We start from the raw sequence: 16,124 nt of genomic DNA on the forward strand, positions 1-16,124 counted from the left end.
TGGGCTATTCCATTGGATACACTATACCCCACTACAATACCCCACGGTAGGGTGGTTATGTCTATAGGGGGAATACTTTAAAAGCAGCGGGTAGGGTGGTAGAAAGGGGTAGTAGAAGGGGTGTGTGTATGGGGGAGCTTGTTATAGGCAGGCATGTCTACGGCGAGCTGTATGGGTGTCCTAGCGACCTCTTATGGGATGAGAAAGCCATTGTTGATGCTGTCAAGAAGGCTGCCGAGAAAGCTAATGCAACACTTCTAGAGATCAAGTCTTGGAGAGTGAGTGGCGAGAAAGGAGGCGTCTCGGTTCTAGCACTTGTAGTCGAGAGCCATATTGCCGTGCACACGTGGCCTCTGAGCGAGTATGTCACAGTAGATATCTATACATGTGGGGAGAAAGCTGATCCATGGATTGCATTCAAGTACTTAGTAGATTTCTTCAAGCCGAAACGCTACACAGTACACTATAGTGATAGAAGCCAGCTCCCGGTAAAGTATTAAAGATTATTGTTTTAGAGTAGATTAAAAAACACGTCTAGTAGACCATTATCCCTGTTTTCTCAGAGAAATTCATTATCGTGATGCTCACGACACGCCCATCCTTGATCCTGACTATAATGTCTTCACCCGAGAGAAACTCTTCATCAGCGTCCTCGATGTCGTAGCCGAAGTTTATGTACAGTATATCGTTTTGTTTATCATACTCAATCCAGATCTTATCCAAATCCTTGATCCTATACTCTTTTTCTTGACTACTCTCATGCTGCTCCATTATCTAGACACCAACCATACCAGGCTATTGGGGTTAGAACCCTATTGTTATGTCGGCGAAGTCCACGGGTAACGGCATGCCTTTGGATTTGTATTCCTCGTACTTCCTCTCAAGGAAGTCTTTGAATACTGGGCAGTTCTCGAACTTACCGTCTCTATCACACTTTGCTCCTAGTGCTAGGAAACACATGCCGGTCTTCTTGTCGAAGTATGGACAGATCTTGTGGTGGTGTTTAGCGCTTCTAATCATTCGTGTAACCCATTTCTGTTTCTCGTCAGGCGATGTCTTTTGTGCTTGTTTCTCCTCCAGTGCTTTCTTGAGTTCGTCATCTGATACAATTGACCTTGAGGTCAAAACCGTTCACCTCCTTTTCTTCCATCCATCCGGTTCGTATTGCAGAAACGTTATCTTCTACTCGAATTTTTAATCTATGGGTTTAGAATAGGTTCTTAAATATTTTTAGTTTACTCACCGATCAAGGAACCCTGATCGAGGCCTCCTCAACGCTATTTTGATGATATTTTATATACGCATCCATAGAACTAGAACACGTAACACTCTACACTCTATCTAAATACTCTATCGACACAGTGTTAACTCTCCAGGTCGATGGTGGGGGTCTTGCCCGATATTAGTTGGCTGTTAGACCTCGTACCTATACAAGAGATCGTTATTACAGTAGTACTTTTTATCTGGGTAATGATAATCGTTGGCCCCGTCGCCAAGAGATTTTACCATTATCTCGTCGATAAGAAGAAGATGCCTGTAAACAAGGCAGTGTACTATAACCGTAAGCTGATACATATTGCCGCCGGAGGATTCGTAGCACTACTAGTACCCTTCCTCTTCAAGACCCCTATACTACCATTCATACTAGCAATGATACTAGCGTTGCTAACATATCTACCACACAAAAAAGGAGAGCTCATGTACTGGTTCCAAGTACCAGACAACATGTACGAGGTACACTTCTGTGTAATGTGGGGCATAATAATAACACTATCATGGATTATCTTCGGCAACTACTGGTACGGCGTAATACCAGTATCATTCATGGCGTTCGGAGACGCTGCAACAGGTATAGTGAGGAACGCCCTCTACGGACACAGAACAAAGTCATGGTACGGCAACTTAGCAATGCTAGGAGTAACACTACCAATAGGAGCCCTAGTAGGGATCCCAGGAATAATAGCAGCACTAATAGCAAGCTTCATCGAACACTTCGAGTTCAAAGGAATAGACGACAACATAACAGTACCACTAACAGGGTTCCTAACAATATACATACTACAAAACACACCAATACTCGACCAACTAGTACAAGTAGTCTCAGCACTATCTTAAAGACACAAACCCATTTTAGATAAGACCAGCTTTTTCCCTTTCTACACTTTCTACAACCAATAAAATATTGTAAAACACAACCCATGGAAACCGGCCGGTTACCATTAACTCCCACTAAAAACAATGATAGATTCCACACTTTAAACAAGAGAAGCCAAGACCACACCAGAAGAGTGGTGCGGGGGGTGGGATTTGAACCCACGCCGGCCTACGCCAGCGGATCTTGAGTCCGCCCCCTTGGTCCTGGCTCGGGCACCCCCGCACCAGTATAGCATTTCACACCAACACTCTTATAACCTTTCATAAACACCCCAATAATTATGTATAGATCCAGGGTTACCTAGAAGTAAATTGATGTTCAAATCATTTCTTGACTAGTAGGCTAGGTGTCTCTTAGGTTTAAGCATGGTTTTTGGTATTATGTTTCACAACATTAATGTATAACAATATAATATACAAAATAATAGTTTGAAGCCTGTCCAGGAAGATTGAAGGTGAACTAAATGTATGTTCCATTCCTGGATGCGTTCTTGCTTTGTTTTCTACTGATTTTATCACTTATCATAATAGTTCCTTTAATGGTTCTTGTTGGAGCTGATAAGAGGGATTTAGTGAAACTGGTTGGCGCATCAGCATTGATTTCGATCGCAGTGTTTATAGTGTTTCTACTTGTTTACTACTTGTTCATCCCGGATCTAGACTTCTCTATTGCTATAACTTCTTTTGTACTAGCAAGCATAATTATTGGGTTGGATTTTTCTGCTGCACTTTTTATTTTGTTTAAGAAGTCTTGATGGTTTTACTCCGGTAGTATTATTGTTCCAGGGTTCTGGTTTTCTAGTATGATTTTCTTGATGTTTTCTGGTTTCTTGTAGTGTGTTAGGATCATTTTTATTTTGCTTCGCTTCATTATCTCGATCGCGTGGACGTCGAGTAGCTCGTATTGTCCTGGCAGTGTTTTTGTTTCTAGGAGTTGTAGTAGCTGTGTTGCCGTGACTTGTTTGAGTGGTTTCGCATCAGGGTGTTTCGTGGGGTCTTTCGTGTAGACGTAGTCTATGGCTCCAGCGTTTACTATGGTGTTTACTCCTAGTGCTTCCGCTGCCTCTACTGCTACTGTTGCTGTTGACTGGCCAGGCACTAGTCCCCCGAGGACTACTATCTTGTAGTTGCTTGCCGCCGCTACTAGTTCCTCAAGCGTCTCAGCAGGCTTCGGATAGGCTAGAGGGTATAGCGCCGCAGCTATGAGTTGTGCGTTGAGTCTAGCCACTCTTATGGCTATGGTGTCTAGCCAGTAGTTCGAGTCCACACCTATTCTCCGAGCCATCTCAATGTACTGTCTCGCAACAGGGCCACCGCCAGCGACGACTGTTATCTTATAGCCTTTCTCCACGAGTTCTCTAAGCAGCACAATGTACTCAGCGACTATCCCTATGTTTTCTGGCGTGAAGGCTTTCCCCGTTATCTTCAACACGTAATCCATTGTCTCCTACACCACGATTACTATTCTCCATGTGTTTCTTCACGTTATCCTATATATACCTCCACGAGTATATTATGCTGGTAAGAGACGTAAGTAATTGTTTATACAGTGTTTACACGAGGTATACTGTCTTGTGTGGCATAATAGGTGTCGTGGCGTTACCAGGATACACTCCGCTACCGCCCGCCGAAATGGTTTACCGTGGGCTTCTCAGGCTTGAGTACCGTGGTTATGATAGTGCAGGCATCGCCTCCATAGACCCTGTGTCGAGGAGTATACTTGTGCTCAAAGGAGCCGGGAGGATCGCTGCTCTCGAACGCAGACTCGGGTTCTCCCGTGCCCCCGGCTATACTGTTGTGGGGCACACTAGATGGGCTACCCATGGGAGACCCAATGACGCTAATGCTCATCCACACACTGATTGCCGTGGCACCATAGCTATTGTACACAATGGTATTATACAGAACTACTTGGAGCTCAAGAAATGGCTTATTGATAGAGGACACGTGTTCTCCAGCGAGACAGACACCGAGGTATTCGCCCACCTAGTCGAAGAACTCTATAAGTCTACGAGGAGTTTCTATGAGGCATTCAAGAAAGCCGTCGAGATGATCAAGGGTAGTTATGCTCTGGCAGTTATAACAATCCACGAGCCAGACAAGATCTTTTTCGCACGCAAAGACAGCCCCTTGGTTATAGGTATTGGGGAGAAGTATAACCTTGTTGCAAGCGATATACCTGCTCTACTAGAGTACACCAACAAGGTAATCATAGTCCATGACAACGAAGTAGGCTACATCACACCCGAGACAATCCACCTAGAGCACCTTGGGAAAGGCGTTATCGACTACAGGAAGAGGATCAGGGTTGTCGAGTGGAGTATCGAGGACGCCAGCAAGAGCGGTTACCCACACTTCATGCTCAAAGAAATCCATGAGCAGCCTAGAGCGGTTAGAGACACTATCTATGGTATTGAAGGAGACCCCATGGTGGAGGAGGCTGTCAGCCTCCTCACTAAGGCTGACAACGTGTTCATAACCGCCGCGGGGACAAGCTTCTATGCATCACTATACTATAGCCTTCTAACAAGTATCCTGGCAGGCAAGCCCGTCATCCCGTTTATAGCTAGCGAGTACAGTGTATACGCTGGCTCGGCTGGCGAGAATGATGTGCTTATTGTTGTTAGCCAGAGTGGTGAGACCATAGACTCTCTGATGGCTCTACGTGCCTTTAAGAAGGAGGGCGTGAAAGTCATAGCTGTATCTAATGTAGTGGACTCGGCTATACCAAGGGAGAGCGATATAGTATTGTATACTAGAGCTGGGCCCGAGATCGGTGTCGCCGCCACGAAGACCTTCACGACCCAGACAATACTCTTGTCGTGGCTCGCCGTAAAGCATGGTGTGAAGGAGAAGGTTCTCGATAGAGATGAGGGTGACGTGCTCCTTGAGGAGATAAAGAAGGCTCCGGACCTAGTCTCCAAGTCTATTGCGTGGAATGAGGAGAAAGCCAAGAGGCTCTCCCGGTGGTTTGCCAGGAAGACGAACGCCTACTACTTGAGCCGTGGCATAGGTGTCCCTGTTGCTCTCGAGGGGGCTTTGAAGATGAAGGAGATAGCCTACGTGCACGCTGAGGGGTATCCCGCTGGGGAGAGCAAGCATGGCCCGATTGCTCTCGTTGAGGAGGACTACCCTGTCGTATTCGTTGTCCCCAGGGACAAGGAGCTCGCGCGCCTACTACACGGTAATGTACAGGAGATGAAGGCTCGTGGAGCCACAACCATAGCTGTTGCCCCAGAGTCTCTCCAGCTAGACCACGAGTCCATAGACTATGTCTTCAAGGTACCTGATGGACACTGGGTTCTGACTCCCGCCACACATATTCCACCGCTCCAGCTCCTAGCATACTATACCGCTGTGGAGCGGGGCTACGATCCCGATAGACCACGTAACTTAGCGAAGACTGTTACAGTAGAGTAGAGAGGTGTCCCATGCATGAAAACAGTTGTTCTAGCCGGCGGAGAGCCCAGGAACATAAGGGTTCTCGTCCCGGAGGGTAAGAGTAAGCATTGTCTTAGACTACTCGGTAAACCAGTTATAGCCTACCCCATGGAGGCTGTATCGAGTGTCTTACGTGGAGGCGAAGTGGTTCTCGTCTACACGTGGGATGACGTTGTCGTGGAGGCAAGGAACCATTACCGCGGCTATGTTAGACCTGTTAAGCAGGTTGGCGGGGGAATCGAGGAGGCTATATTGTCTACAGAACCCTATCTCCATGACACGGACTACTTTCTGCTGGTCTACGGGGACCTGGTGTTCGATAAGGAGGCTTTGACTACACTACTAGAAGTCTTCTACAGGCAGGAGCCCTCGGCGGCGATACTGACTATTCCTCTCGAGGAACGTTTCGCGCCAACCTATGGCGTGGCCGTCGTTGATGTATCCGGTAATGTTGAGCGTGTCATAGAGAAGCCCGTCGCAAGAGAAGTCTCGGGGTTACCCGCGTATACTCTCGGTGGAGTCTACATACTCCCGACGACCATACTCGACATGATCAAGAAGGAGGGCTCGTTCCCACGAGCACTCAACAAGATCGCTAGCACGGAGAAGGTTGTCGCAGTACACTGGGGCGGACTATGGATCGATATAGGGTACCCGACAGACCTCCTCGAAGCAACCACGCTACTCCTAGACAAAACAAAAGGCCTATGGGTCAGCGATAAAGCAGTAGTGGAGTCAAACACAATAATCAAGCCACCAGCCATAATAGATGACGGAGCCTACATAGACCACAACGCAGTAATCAAGGGGCCTGTCTACATAGGCAAGAACACCTTCATAGGAGCACATAGTTTCGTCAGACACTACACTAGCATAGAGGAAAAAGTACGTGTCGGAGCATACACAGAAGTAAAACACAGCATAATACAGCCCTACACAGTAATAGACAGCCACTGCTTCATAGGAGACAGTATAGTGGGAGAAAACACAAGTATAGGAAGCCACGTCGTCACACAAAACGTGTTACCCTCCCAGGAAACACCGCCACGACTAAGAGAACAACTGGTATACATAGTGAAACCAGGAGCTAAATACAAACTAGGAGCAATAATAGGATACAACACAAGAATATCACCAGGAAAAATACTATCACCAGCACAGACAATACAACCAAACACAATATACTAGCCAAAACATCGATACAAAATTACTAAAACAAAAGACGAACAACAAACAACATTGTAACACTACATATAATCTAAGACTGGTGTTTTTAGATTAAAACTCTTTCTCAAACACCACAACAATGAACCACACCAGCAAGAGTATTACCCCTAGTAACCGATCATGACGGAAATCCTGTGAACCACCTACATACACCACTCCGGGTCCCTCGTACACAAGAACCAAGAGTATTACCCTTTACACTCAAGTACCTGGTTTCAATACTTCAACCTATTTATCAAGGCAAGTCTTTGGGTTTATTGCCTAGAATCAGGCTTATCTGATGATTAGATATATGGTTTTATCTATTGTATTAAAGTACTTGTCTTATATCTGTATTCTGTTTGGCTAGACTGCGTATCTTCTTTTATTGGTGTAATACCTGGTGTAGGTGATCATGGTGGTCTGGCTGCTGTGTATATAGGTGTTGCTGGGCCCGGGGGTCTTCGGCTGGGGTCTTGGGTATTATTTATTGTTTTCATATACTGTCTACAATATGGTTCTACATGGTTTCTTGTCTTGTTTCTTTTATACTAGCTTTTATCTTTGTGTAGTCTTTCTCTATTTTTGTTGGTGATGCTTCTAGTTCTAGTCTTATCCAGTGCTCTCCTTTGTGTGCCCCGTATATTACTGGTAATTGTTTTAGTGCACGCGCTATATTGTATGGTGACATTGTCTTTATGTGTCCTACTAGTACTATTGTCTCGCTAGGGAATAGTGTTGCCTCGAAATCTACTCTCTCACGTTTTGTCTCCGCTAGTTTCTTTGTTACGAAGAGTTCTCCACGTCCAAGCTTGATTATCGAGGACAGGAATACACGGAGCTTATTGCGTGGTCTCCGGGTATACAGGAACAGGCTTCCCTTGACGCCGTTCTCTCTGGTCTCAATAGTTGCTTCACCAAACTCTTTACCGATAGCTACGTGGAGCCTCTGTTTCTCGAGCTCAAACACAGTCTCCCCGGGACGGGGAGCCCTGAGAACTGCTATAACACTACCCTCGAGCCCTGGCTCGGTGATAAAGTAGCCGGGGGCCTCGATGTAGCCAGCCTTGTCCTCGTTCAGTAAGAGCAAGTAGTCTAGAGGCTCCTTGCTGGTATCGATTTTCTCGATAACACTCTTCTCCCCAGTATCTTTGAATAAGTACTCCGTATGGTAGTGCCTGTAGTAGCCAATCCACACACCAATATACCTCAAAACACCCTTCTCAGCCTCAACAGGCTTCTTGAACCGGATGACATCACCCTCAACAATAATGAGATCCCGTAGCTTATCCACAATCCTGTTGATGACAATGTAGAGAAGAGTCTTCCTGACAAAGAAGTACGAGACAACAGTAAAGATAATGAAGGCAAGAACTATGCCAGCAACACCCGCAGCACCCATAAACAACGGGTACAACCCAGCAACCACAAGAGCCATAAACACAATATAGACAATAATACCAGTAGCAACACCACCAGTCTTAACAGCAACAACCTTAACCAAACCAGCCCACCCACCTAAATAACTCGGCAAAAGAGAGAAAAAACTGTATACAAGAGATAAAACCAATAAACAAAGATAAAACAATACTCAGCTAATACCTACTACTCATTTTTCAATAATGGGTGAAACCACATCAATATTAAGACATATACTAATTAGCTTAGATTTCTTCACGAAATCCCTATCCAAAGTTATAATCCTCGAAACATCTATGGAACCAGCTACTAGAACACTGAGTAAATCAAGTGTTTTTAAATATAATTTTGGCATATAACATCTTAACATGTAAGGCTATAGCAAAAAACTGGTATCGAGATAATCAATCATTAATCCCTTAACTCACTTATCTCCTTAGAGACATCAGTTTGTTTACCAAGCACTATTCCGCCTTGTTTTTCAAAAACACTAATAAGTTCCCTAACGTGCTTTCTCCGCTCAATCTCTTTCTTCATGGCATCCATACCTTTCTACAAATTAAATGCTTCATTTCTAGAAGACGTATTTCCTTATTTTATCATCTCATTGCCAAGTTCTATAATACTTTTTCTTAACCCTGATACTAACTACTGCGCTCATAGCATGCTCCTTACACTAGAAGGCAGAGTCAATGTAATAAACATAGCTTTGACGAAAATATTAGAGCAAAATACATAATCACTGTTCTTAAATACATTGTTTACATAGGCGGGAAATTAGCTGAGAAGTGTATAAAGACATAGAACACCTTAATTGAGGAACCACAGACAAACCCTATTATGTATAAATATTCGATACAACAATCAAAACAATACATATACAGGCTCCAAATAAGATACATAGTATATATGAAATCATCACAACAGACATACCTGCATATCAGACACCATAACCTGATGTAGAGACTGGTTAACTGCCCACCTGGAAAGTTAAGCGCTGATTAACTACCCCATCGCCAATGGAGCCAGCCCCGATCAAGGAAGCCAGTCCGGTAACACCCATAGACACCATAACCACCAGCACAAATAAAAAACACAGTATACAAGATCACAAACACTCTATATCGAATACTAAAAACACTAGCAATCAGTAATAAAACGAGAACCACCATAAACAAAATACCAGAGAAATACCTGTACAAAACAATAAACAAAAACATGCAAACCAACAAGACCACGTTAAGAACCAAGTAAAAGTTTCCCGTGATAGAACAAACGATGTTGTTATAGCTAAAATAGTTGGATTAAGATTTTACTCTAGTGGACTTAAAAGCAACGACTATAATAGCCATGAAGATTATTAAGCCAATAATAGCGTACGAGACAGGTATACCTGTTGTCTCTCCCTCATTCCCTCCTTTAGGCGTTGTTGAAGAAGTACTGGTTATACTTGTAGGCGTAGAGGATTGTTGTTCTTCTGGTATAGTACTCGTTGTAGTTGTTGTAGTAGTGGTTTGCATAATATTTGTTTGTTCTTCTTGTTCTCCAAAAATATTGAATACCTCTACATTCCTGTACACAGGAACAGAACTACCCCAAGCCGGAACCATCATATTCAATAAATGTACCTCACCAGTATCAGCAAACACTATAGCAATAGTGACATTGCCATACTTATTAAACTCGCCTTTACTAATATGCTCAACATGCTTCAAGTAATAAATGGGTCTTAAAATATTTGAGGAGTTACTAGATACTAGAATGCCGATATATTTCTCTAACTCGTTGGCAATGACGTGTTTCTCTATCTTTGTTTTTGACGATATTGCATATGCTACTTCATCTCCACTAATATTCCACATAAACTTCTCGTATGCCGTATTCCTCACTATAGTGTATAATTCAATAAGATTCTCTACGCCAGAAACACTAAAAGCAACCGATGTAAACGCACTTGTCTTAGAATACACTTGAGATAAACCAAGTCGCGGAATTCTAATACCAACATTATCTAGATCTATAAAGACCAATGTATAGTTGCCATATGAGAAATTATAGGTTAGAGAAATTGTTTTAGTAATAACTTCTCCTTCACTATTCGTTTCAATAGTAGTTCTCACACCTTGATTGATTTTTATAAAACTAGGCAACCTGTATGTTCCAAAATATCCTTGAGCAATAGTGGATATATTATAATCTCTATATTTTTGGACAAGGGAGTATAGTTCATCATCACTACTATCATTATTTGCACGAATATATACATGGTACCCACTAATTACAGGAGTTTCCCCAATAATTTTCACTTTGACCCCAACAGCTATTGGAGCACTCGATAAAGCTACATCGTATACATTTAATGCATCATTAAAAGTAACTATTATTTTCTCTAGATTATTCTCTTTAATATAATTGTACAAATCATTATAGCATTCTCTAAAGTATGTGTTAAACCATGTTAATGCAACCGATAATACTTGGTCTTGAAGGGTTAGAATATCCCAAATATTTGTTACTCTCATATATGCCCCATCGATCCCCAATACCATAGAATACGCTTTTACCACGCCATCTGAAGTTTGTGTACTCATGTTTTTTATATCAAGTGAATGTACAGTTGTTAATACGCCATTACATATGGACAATATAATTAGTATCATGAATACAAATGATATATATCTCAATAATACAAGATCATATTTCATTACTATACGCCTCAGAATACTTTAGCATGATATATTTTTCTGAATACTCATACATATATATTACGCTGATATCTATTGTAATTCTATATGTGTTCTAATTGTTTGTTGTATTACGAGAATTCAAGGTATTAGTATAAAAAGAGATGTAGCGGGAGAGGAAAAAGTATTTATTAATGTGGAAGTAGTCCTTCTTCTTCGAGGCGGTCGGCTAGCCATTTGAGGCCTAGTTCTTCTAGTTTTGCTCTTGTTGGTCTGCCATCGATCCATCCGCGTAGCTTGTAGTACTCGTCTAACATCTCGTTGAGTCTTACAACATGTCCTTTGGCTGGTCCTTCAGGCATTGGTTCTTCTAGTAGTCTCCTTGGTAGTGTATCGTATTGTCTGCCGTCGCCGAAGCTTAGTATGTTGAATACTCTCTCGGCGTTCCATATCATTTCTCCAATGGTTTCAACGTCTTTGGCTGTGTAGTCCCATCCTGTTACAGCGCTTAGGAGGGCTGCGTAGTCTTCTGACCATATTGCGAAGGAGGTGAACTTACATACTATCAGGCTGTCTATGACGGCGAACACGTCCTGGAAGTGTTTGACTAGCGCGGGCTTGCCCTTGGTCTCGAATCTGTCTACGAGCTCTGGTACACCAAGCACCTCGGGTGAGATCATGTAGGCTCTCAGGTGGCATCCTCCACGGTTGCTCGTCGCGTAACCAAGGCCGTGTCCCTGGCTTCCACGTGGGTCGTAGGCTGGGAGCTCTTGTCCACGTACAACCATTGCTAGCTCGGGTGCACCATATTTCTCGGCGAGCCTCTTAGCGCCTTCAGCCAAATCGTTCCCGATACCTGATCTATAGGCTGTTCTCCAGACAAGCTCTACTATTGCTTCTGGTGTACCCCACTCAGCCTTCAAGCCACGGAGAAGCTCTTTAGGCACCTTGCCTTTCTCAACAAGCTCCATTAGTGTACCAATAGTGTGGCCCATGGAGATAGTGTCGAGTCCTAGCTCGTTACACAAGAAGTTAGCCTTAGCTATGGCTTCCAAGTTGTCCGTGCCTGTCTGAGCACCAAAAGCCCAGATAGTCTCGTACTCAGGGCCACCGCCTTCTCCACTGAACGGCGAGTTGGTTACTCTCGTGTACCTAGCACATGTTATCGGGCATCCCCAGCAAGCCTCCTCCTTACTCTTCTTTGGATCAAGTATTGTCTCCGCCATACGCTCGCCACTAATCTTCTCGGCACCAGGGAATACTCCTGTCTGGAAGTTTCTCGTTGGGAATATCCCTGCTTTATTGATTATATTGACGAGAACAGCTGTACCATATCTTGGTAGAGACTCTGCTGTAACAGGGCTCTTCTTATGTTTCTCCATAGCGATTCTAACGGCTTCTCTAAACTTGTCCTCATTGGCAACTCTGGGCCTATTGTGGCCTAGAACAGCTATTGCCTTGAGCTTCTTCGAGCCCCATACAGCACCGTGTCCTCCACGGCCAGCAGCCCTGTTCTTATCATTCATTATAGCAGCGTATCTCACAAGGTTCTCGCCAGCCGGGCCAATACAAGCAACCTTGACTTTAGGTGCTTCATCACCGACCTCTGCCTTAAGCTCTTCCCTAATCATATCGGTTGTTGTGTGAACATCCTTACCCCACAAATGCTTTGCATCCCTGATCTCGACTTTACCGTCGTGCACCCATAGGTAGACGGGATCCTCCGAGGCGCCCTCAATAATAATTGCGTCGAAGCCAGCAAACTTCAGCTCAGGTCCAAACTTGCCGCCACTGTGTGAGTCATGTATCGTGTTAGTCAATGGTGATTTAGTCACTGAACACCAGCGGCCTGCCGCAGGGACACCAGCAACACCAGTCAGAGGACCCGTCATGACAAGAGCCTTGTTTGCAGGCGAGAACGGGTCGACCTTGGGGTCTACTTCACGCAACATAAGGTATACTCCTAGGCCACGTCCTCCAATCCACTTCCTTAATACTTCGTCAGGTAGTCGCTCGTAAGTTATTTTACCGCTCCAAAGATCTACACGAACAATCCTACCCATGTAGCCTCCTAAAGGCAAGAGAACTCACCTGTTACTATAATTTTACGATTAAAAACAATAAGTTTTCCTTAAAACAATTTCAACGACCAACAAACATAATAAAGTTAAACAGACTTATTTAACAACACCACGATGCCGTAATGTCAGTTAAATATGCCTCGAAATATTAATCTAAATACACACGTTGAATACTCTCCACGAGGAAGGTGTACTCTTCCTTGAGAATAAAATACGGAGAATGGATAATAGAGCTTTCAGACGATACCCATCCAAAGGAGTTAATGATAGAGGTTACCACCAGATGCAATTATAACTGTATATACTGCTTCAGGAGAAAACTAAGTGAACCATACAGGGACATGGAGATAAATCTATATAAAAAGATCATTAATGACGCTGCTAAAGCAGGTGTCAATAAAATAGTTTTCTCGGGATGGGGTGAACCACTAGTACACCCCCGTATCATTGAGATGCTGACTATAGCCAAAGACAATGGGTTTAAAGTACTCTTAAACACAAACGGTTCATTACTAGAGAGCTTTGCCGAAGAAATAGTTGAACTGGGTATCGATGAACTAGTGGTTAGTATTGATGCACCTGAAGAAACTTACTCAGCACTCCGCTTAGGCGGTACACTTGACAACGTAACCAACGCTTTATCCAGAATAAAGAAGTTGAAGAGAGAAAAGAACACCCTGTATCCCAACGTAAAACTCCAGTTCACGATAACAAGACGTAATTACAGGAGACTACCAGACATGATCGAGTACGCTAAAATAGTAGGTTCATCACATATAATAGTATCAAACATAATACCATTGACTGCCGATATAGATGAGTCTATGGCTTGTTATAATGATAAAGAATGTATAGACTATGTATCCAAGGTCACACATCTTGCAGCTAGGGAAAGCCTTAACATAGGCATAACCATAGTCATGCCTAATATGAGCTATATTGTTGAGAGAAAGTGCCCGTTCATAAACAGGCAAGCACTCTACATTAGAGCTGATGGACTCGTATCGCCATGCATTTACTATGCACACTCATGGACAAACTGCTTTATGAGTGTTGAAAGAGAGATCAAAGAGGTAGTATTCGGTGACCTAAAGAGCGAAAACCTGTTGTCCATATGGAGGAAGAAAGACTATGCATTATTCAGGTTGAAAACATTCTTCTTCATGATGCCTTCTTGTCTAGACTGCTTATTGAAAGATTATTGTAACTATACGATGACAAACATATTTGACTGTTGGGGAAATAATCCTACATGTGCACACTGCCCCTACTCCCACGATATAACAAGGTGCCCCCTCTAGGTGTAGTTGATGGCCCGCATCAAGATAACTCTCTTTGGTGCTCTCCGCGAAAAACTCGGCTGGGATAGTAAAGTAGTTGAGATACCATACAATAAATGCAGCTTCAGGAAACTACTTGACATGATCCCCGAGTTACGAGACATCATGATCGAGAACAATAAGATAAAAGAAGGATTCATAGTCCTCGTGGATGGTATACATATACAGTTTAAAGGAGGACTGGATGCAGAAATTAATGACGGCGACGAGATATCGATATTTCCACCAGGCGGAGGAGGATAAAATCGAATACATGGTGGAAAATTGAGTACAAGCAACGACACTCTACTCACATCCTTGCAAGTAAAAATACTAAAAATGAAGGCTGAAGGACTGACTTTCGATGAAATAGCGAGAAGACTTGGAGTCTCTAAATCAAGCGTCTATACGGTATACAAAAACGCCATCCATAACATCGAGAAAGCAAGAAATACCTTGAGATTATATGCTGAAATATTCGGTGGCATCGAGGTATCTATACCTAAGAATACTCCAATAAATAATATAGTCTCGATAATCCTTAGAGAAGCCGATATACATGGCATAAAAATAAATAGATCGTCAAGCAGTATACTATTATATCTTTTCAAGAAAGCACGTGAATGTTTTAATTTAGACGATGAAGTATTGTCTTGTGGCTTGAAGATAAGAATAACATTGGATGGAAACCTAGAGGTAGTAGAGAAACAACTATAACAGAATATATGCAACACTTTAATGTATCGCCTGGAGATGATGTGCTGGTATGGCGGCCGTCATTGTTTTTTATAGACTCAAGAAAATAATGAGGGTTTTCTCTAGAAGGAAAAGTCTTATTGTTATAGCGTTCTTTATAACAACTTTTCTTCTCAATGGTGTCCTGTTTTATTACGCTGAAAACATTGTTGGTGGACGTAAAGAAATAACTCTGCCGATAGCTCTTTACTGGTCTCTTATAACAATGGCGACTATAGGCTATGGCGACATAACACCGAAGACTGGCCCAGGCTATTTCGTCGCAAGTATCGCCGCTATAATGGGTATTGCTGTTTATACACTAACTATATCAATTATAGCTGATGCTTTCTTATCTAGTACACTAAAAAAAGTATTGGGATTGGGTAAATTGCGTGGCAAAAAGATACTCGTAGTAGGAGATGCTAGTTCTTGTAAGGAAATCATCAGCGAGTTAATTAGGAATAACTTAGAAGACTATACAGGCTGGGTTATGAGTAAAACGCCAAAAACACCTCCTCCTATAGATTATATTGTTGGAGAATACGATGAAGACACTCTCAAAAGAGCGGGCATAGAGAAAGCCAGTCATATAGTTCTTTGCCTTGACGATGATAGTAAGACCCTACACTTAGCACTCCTTATCAGGAAACTTAATAAGAAAGCTCTCGTAACAGCAGTAGTATTATCTGATAATACAGGTGATCTGTTAAAAGAAGCTGGCGTCGACTACGTATTGACTGAAGGTATAATAGGGAGACTTGCAGCATCATCAGTTTTCGAGCCACTTGTAGTTAGTTTCATTAGAGATGTTACCACAGCCAAGGGATACGCTGATCTCATTGAATACGACATATCTGACAAGGAAGAGGGATTAACTATACGAGAGCTTGAAGAAAAACTGTTTAAAAAAGATGGTAGTAGATACAAGGTACTATACATGACGAGGAATGGACAACAATTCTTCTTACCGCCAGAAAACACTGTATTAAAAACAGGCGATAAACTCGTTTTACTCAAAGCATACAAGCATAAAGTAGAATAAGGAAAACCATAGCTTATAGACATTTGGAGTTAATTTTTAG

The 16,124-nt window shown here is 42.9% G+C and carries 15 protein-coding genes and 1 tRNA gene; 9 read left to right on the forward strand and 7 right to left on the reverse strand.

Features of this window, described 5'->3' with window-relative positions; all coding sequences use genetic code 11:
• Positions 1 to 128: 128 nt before the first annotated feature.
• Positions 129 to 500: an adenosylmethionine decarboxylase gene (speD, locus tag J4526_00560; protein ID WFO75429.1), complete on the forward strand. Its 372-nt coding sequence runs from the start codon at positions 129 to 131 to the stop codon at positions 498 to 500.
• A 34-nt stretch (positions 501 to 534) separates the two neighbouring features.
• Here the strand turns inward: speD and J4526_00565 are convergent, their stop codons facing one another.
• The gene (locus J4526_00565) at positions 535 to 771 is read right to left on the reverse strand and encodes a DUF2283 domain-containing protein (GenBank protein ID WFO75430.1); all 237 of its coding nucleotides are present in this window, start codon (positions 769 to 771) and stop codon (positions 535 to 537) included.
• A gap of 33 nt (positions 772 to 804) precedes the next feature.
• Positions 805 to 1,125: a hypothetical protein gene (locus tag J4526_00570; protein ID WFO75431.1), complete on the reverse strand. Its 321-nt coding sequence runs from the start codon at positions 1,123 to 1,125 to the stop codon at positions 805 to 807.
• Positions 1,126 to 1,470: 345 nt separating this feature from the next.
• Here J4526_00570 and J4526_00575 point away from each other — a divergent pair, with 345 nt between their 5' ends.
• Positions 1,471 to 2,115 carry a dolichol kinase gene (locus tag J4526_00575; GenBank protein WFO76261.1) on the forward strand — a complete coding sequence of 215 codons (645 nt, stop codon included), beginning with the start codon at positions 1,471 to 1,473 and terminating at the stop codon, positions 2,113 to 2,115.
• Between the two features lie 174 nt (positions 2,116 to 2,289).
• Here J4526_00575 and J4526_00580 read toward each other — a convergent pair.
• Positions 2,290 to 2,377 (reverse strand) — tRNA-Leu (locus J4526_00580).
• Between the two features lie 241 nt (positions 2,378 to 2,618).
• Between J4526_00580 and J4526_00585 the strand changes: the two genes are divergently transcribed.
• Complete coding sequence (locus J4526_00585; protein WFO75432.1) at positions 2,619 to 2,909, forward strand: hypothetical protein; 291 nt, start codon at positions 2,619 to 2,621, stop codon at positions 2,907 to 2,909.
• A gap of 5 nt (positions 2,910 to 2,914) precedes the next feature.
• On the opposite strand, the gene pyrH is transcribed toward J4526_00585, so the two are convergent.
• Positions 2,915 to 3,595, reverse strand: a complete 681-nt coding sequence (pyrH, locus tag J4526_00590) for a UMP kinase (GenBank protein ID WFO75433.1) — start codon at positions 3,593 to 3,595, stop codon at positions 2,915 to 2,917.
• A 131-nt stretch (positions 3,596 to 3,726) separates the two neighbouring features.
• On the opposite strand from pyrH, the gene glmS reads away from it, so the two are divergent.
• Both glmS and J4526_00600 read left to right on the forward strand, forming a co-directional pair.
• Positions 3,727 to 5,574 (forward strand): glutamine--fructose-6-phosphate transaminase (isomerizing), encoded by a 1,848-nt coding sequence (glmS, locus tag J4526_00595; protein ID WFO75434.1) that lies wholly within the window; start codon positions 3,727 to 3,729, stop codon positions 5,572 to 5,574.
• A 15-nt stretch (positions 5,575 to 5,589) separates the two neighbouring features.
• Positions 5,590 to 6,783 (forward strand): NTP transferase domain-containing protein, encoded by a 1,194-nt coding sequence (locus tag J4526_00600; GenBank protein ID WFO75435.1) that lies wholly within the window; start codon positions 5,590 to 5,592, stop codon positions 6,781 to 6,783.
• A 538-nt stretch (positions 6,784 to 7,321) separates the two neighbouring features.
• On the opposite strand, the gene J4526_00605 is transcribed toward J4526_00600, so the two are convergent.
• The 3 genes from J4526_00605 to J4526_00615 form a co-directional block, all read right to left on the reverse strand.
• Positions 7,322 to 8,305 (reverse strand): hypothetical protein, encoded by a 984-nt coding sequence (locus J4526_00605; GenBank protein WFO75436.1) that lies wholly within the window; start codon positions 8,303 to 8,305, stop codon positions 7,322 to 7,324.
• A 1,219-nt stretch (positions 8,306 to 9,524) separates the two neighbouring features.
• Complete coding sequence (locus J4526_00610) at positions 9,525 to 10,925, reverse strand: hypothetical protein (protein ID WFO75437.1); 1,401 nt, start codon at positions 10,923 to 10,925, stop codon at positions 9,525 to 9,527.
• Between the two features lie 170 nt (positions 10,926 to 11,095).
• The gene (locus tag J4526_00615; protein ID WFO76262.1) at positions 11,096 to 12,967 is read right to left on the reverse strand and encodes an aldehyde ferredoxin oxidoreductase family protein; all 1,872 of its coding nucleotides are present in this window, start codon (positions 12,965 to 12,967) and stop codon (positions 11,096 to 11,098) included.
• A 218-nt stretch (positions 12,968 to 13,185) separates the two neighbouring features.
• On the opposite strand from J4526_00615, the gene J4526_00620 reads away from it, so the two are divergent.
• Genes J4526_00620 through J4526_00635 form a run of 4 tightly spaced genes read left to right on the forward strand, consistent with a single transcriptional unit; the run spans position 13,186 to position 16,084 of the window.
• Positions 13,186 to 14,286, forward strand: coding sequence for a tungsten cofactor oxidoreductase radical SAM maturase (locus J4526_00620; protein WFO75438.1), 1,101 nt, complete (start codon positions 13,186 to 13,188; stop codon positions 14,284 to 14,286).
• Between the two features lie 9 nt (positions 14,287 to 14,295).
• Positions 14,296 to 14,568 (forward strand): MoaD/ThiS family protein, encoded by a 273-nt coding sequence (locus tag J4526_00625; GenBank protein ID WFO75439.1) that lies wholly within the window; start codon positions 14,296 to 14,298, stop codon positions 14,566 to 14,568.
• 21 nt (positions 14,569 to 14,589) lie between these two features.
• Positions 14,590 to 15,021: a Tfx family DNA-binding protein gene (locus J4526_00630; protein ID WFO75440.1), complete on the forward strand. Its 432-nt coding sequence runs from the start codon at positions 14,590 to 14,592 to the stop codon at positions 15,019 to 15,021.
• A 49-nt stretch (positions 15,022 to 15,070) separates the two neighbouring features.
• Positions 15,071 to 16,084 carry an NAD-binding protein gene (locus tag J4526_00635; GenBank protein WFO75441.1) on the forward strand — a complete coding sequence of 338 codons (1,014 nt, stop codon included), beginning with the start codon at positions 15,071 to 15,073 and terminating at the stop codon, positions 16,082 to 16,084.
• Positions 16,085 to 16,124: the final 40 nt, after the last annotated feature.

The sequence above is a fragment of the Desulfurococcaceae archaeon MEX13E-LK6-19 genome, assembly GCA_029637525.1.
Lineage (GTDB): Archaea > Thermoproteota > Thermoprotei_A > Sulfolobales > Desulfurococcaceae > MEX13ELK6-19.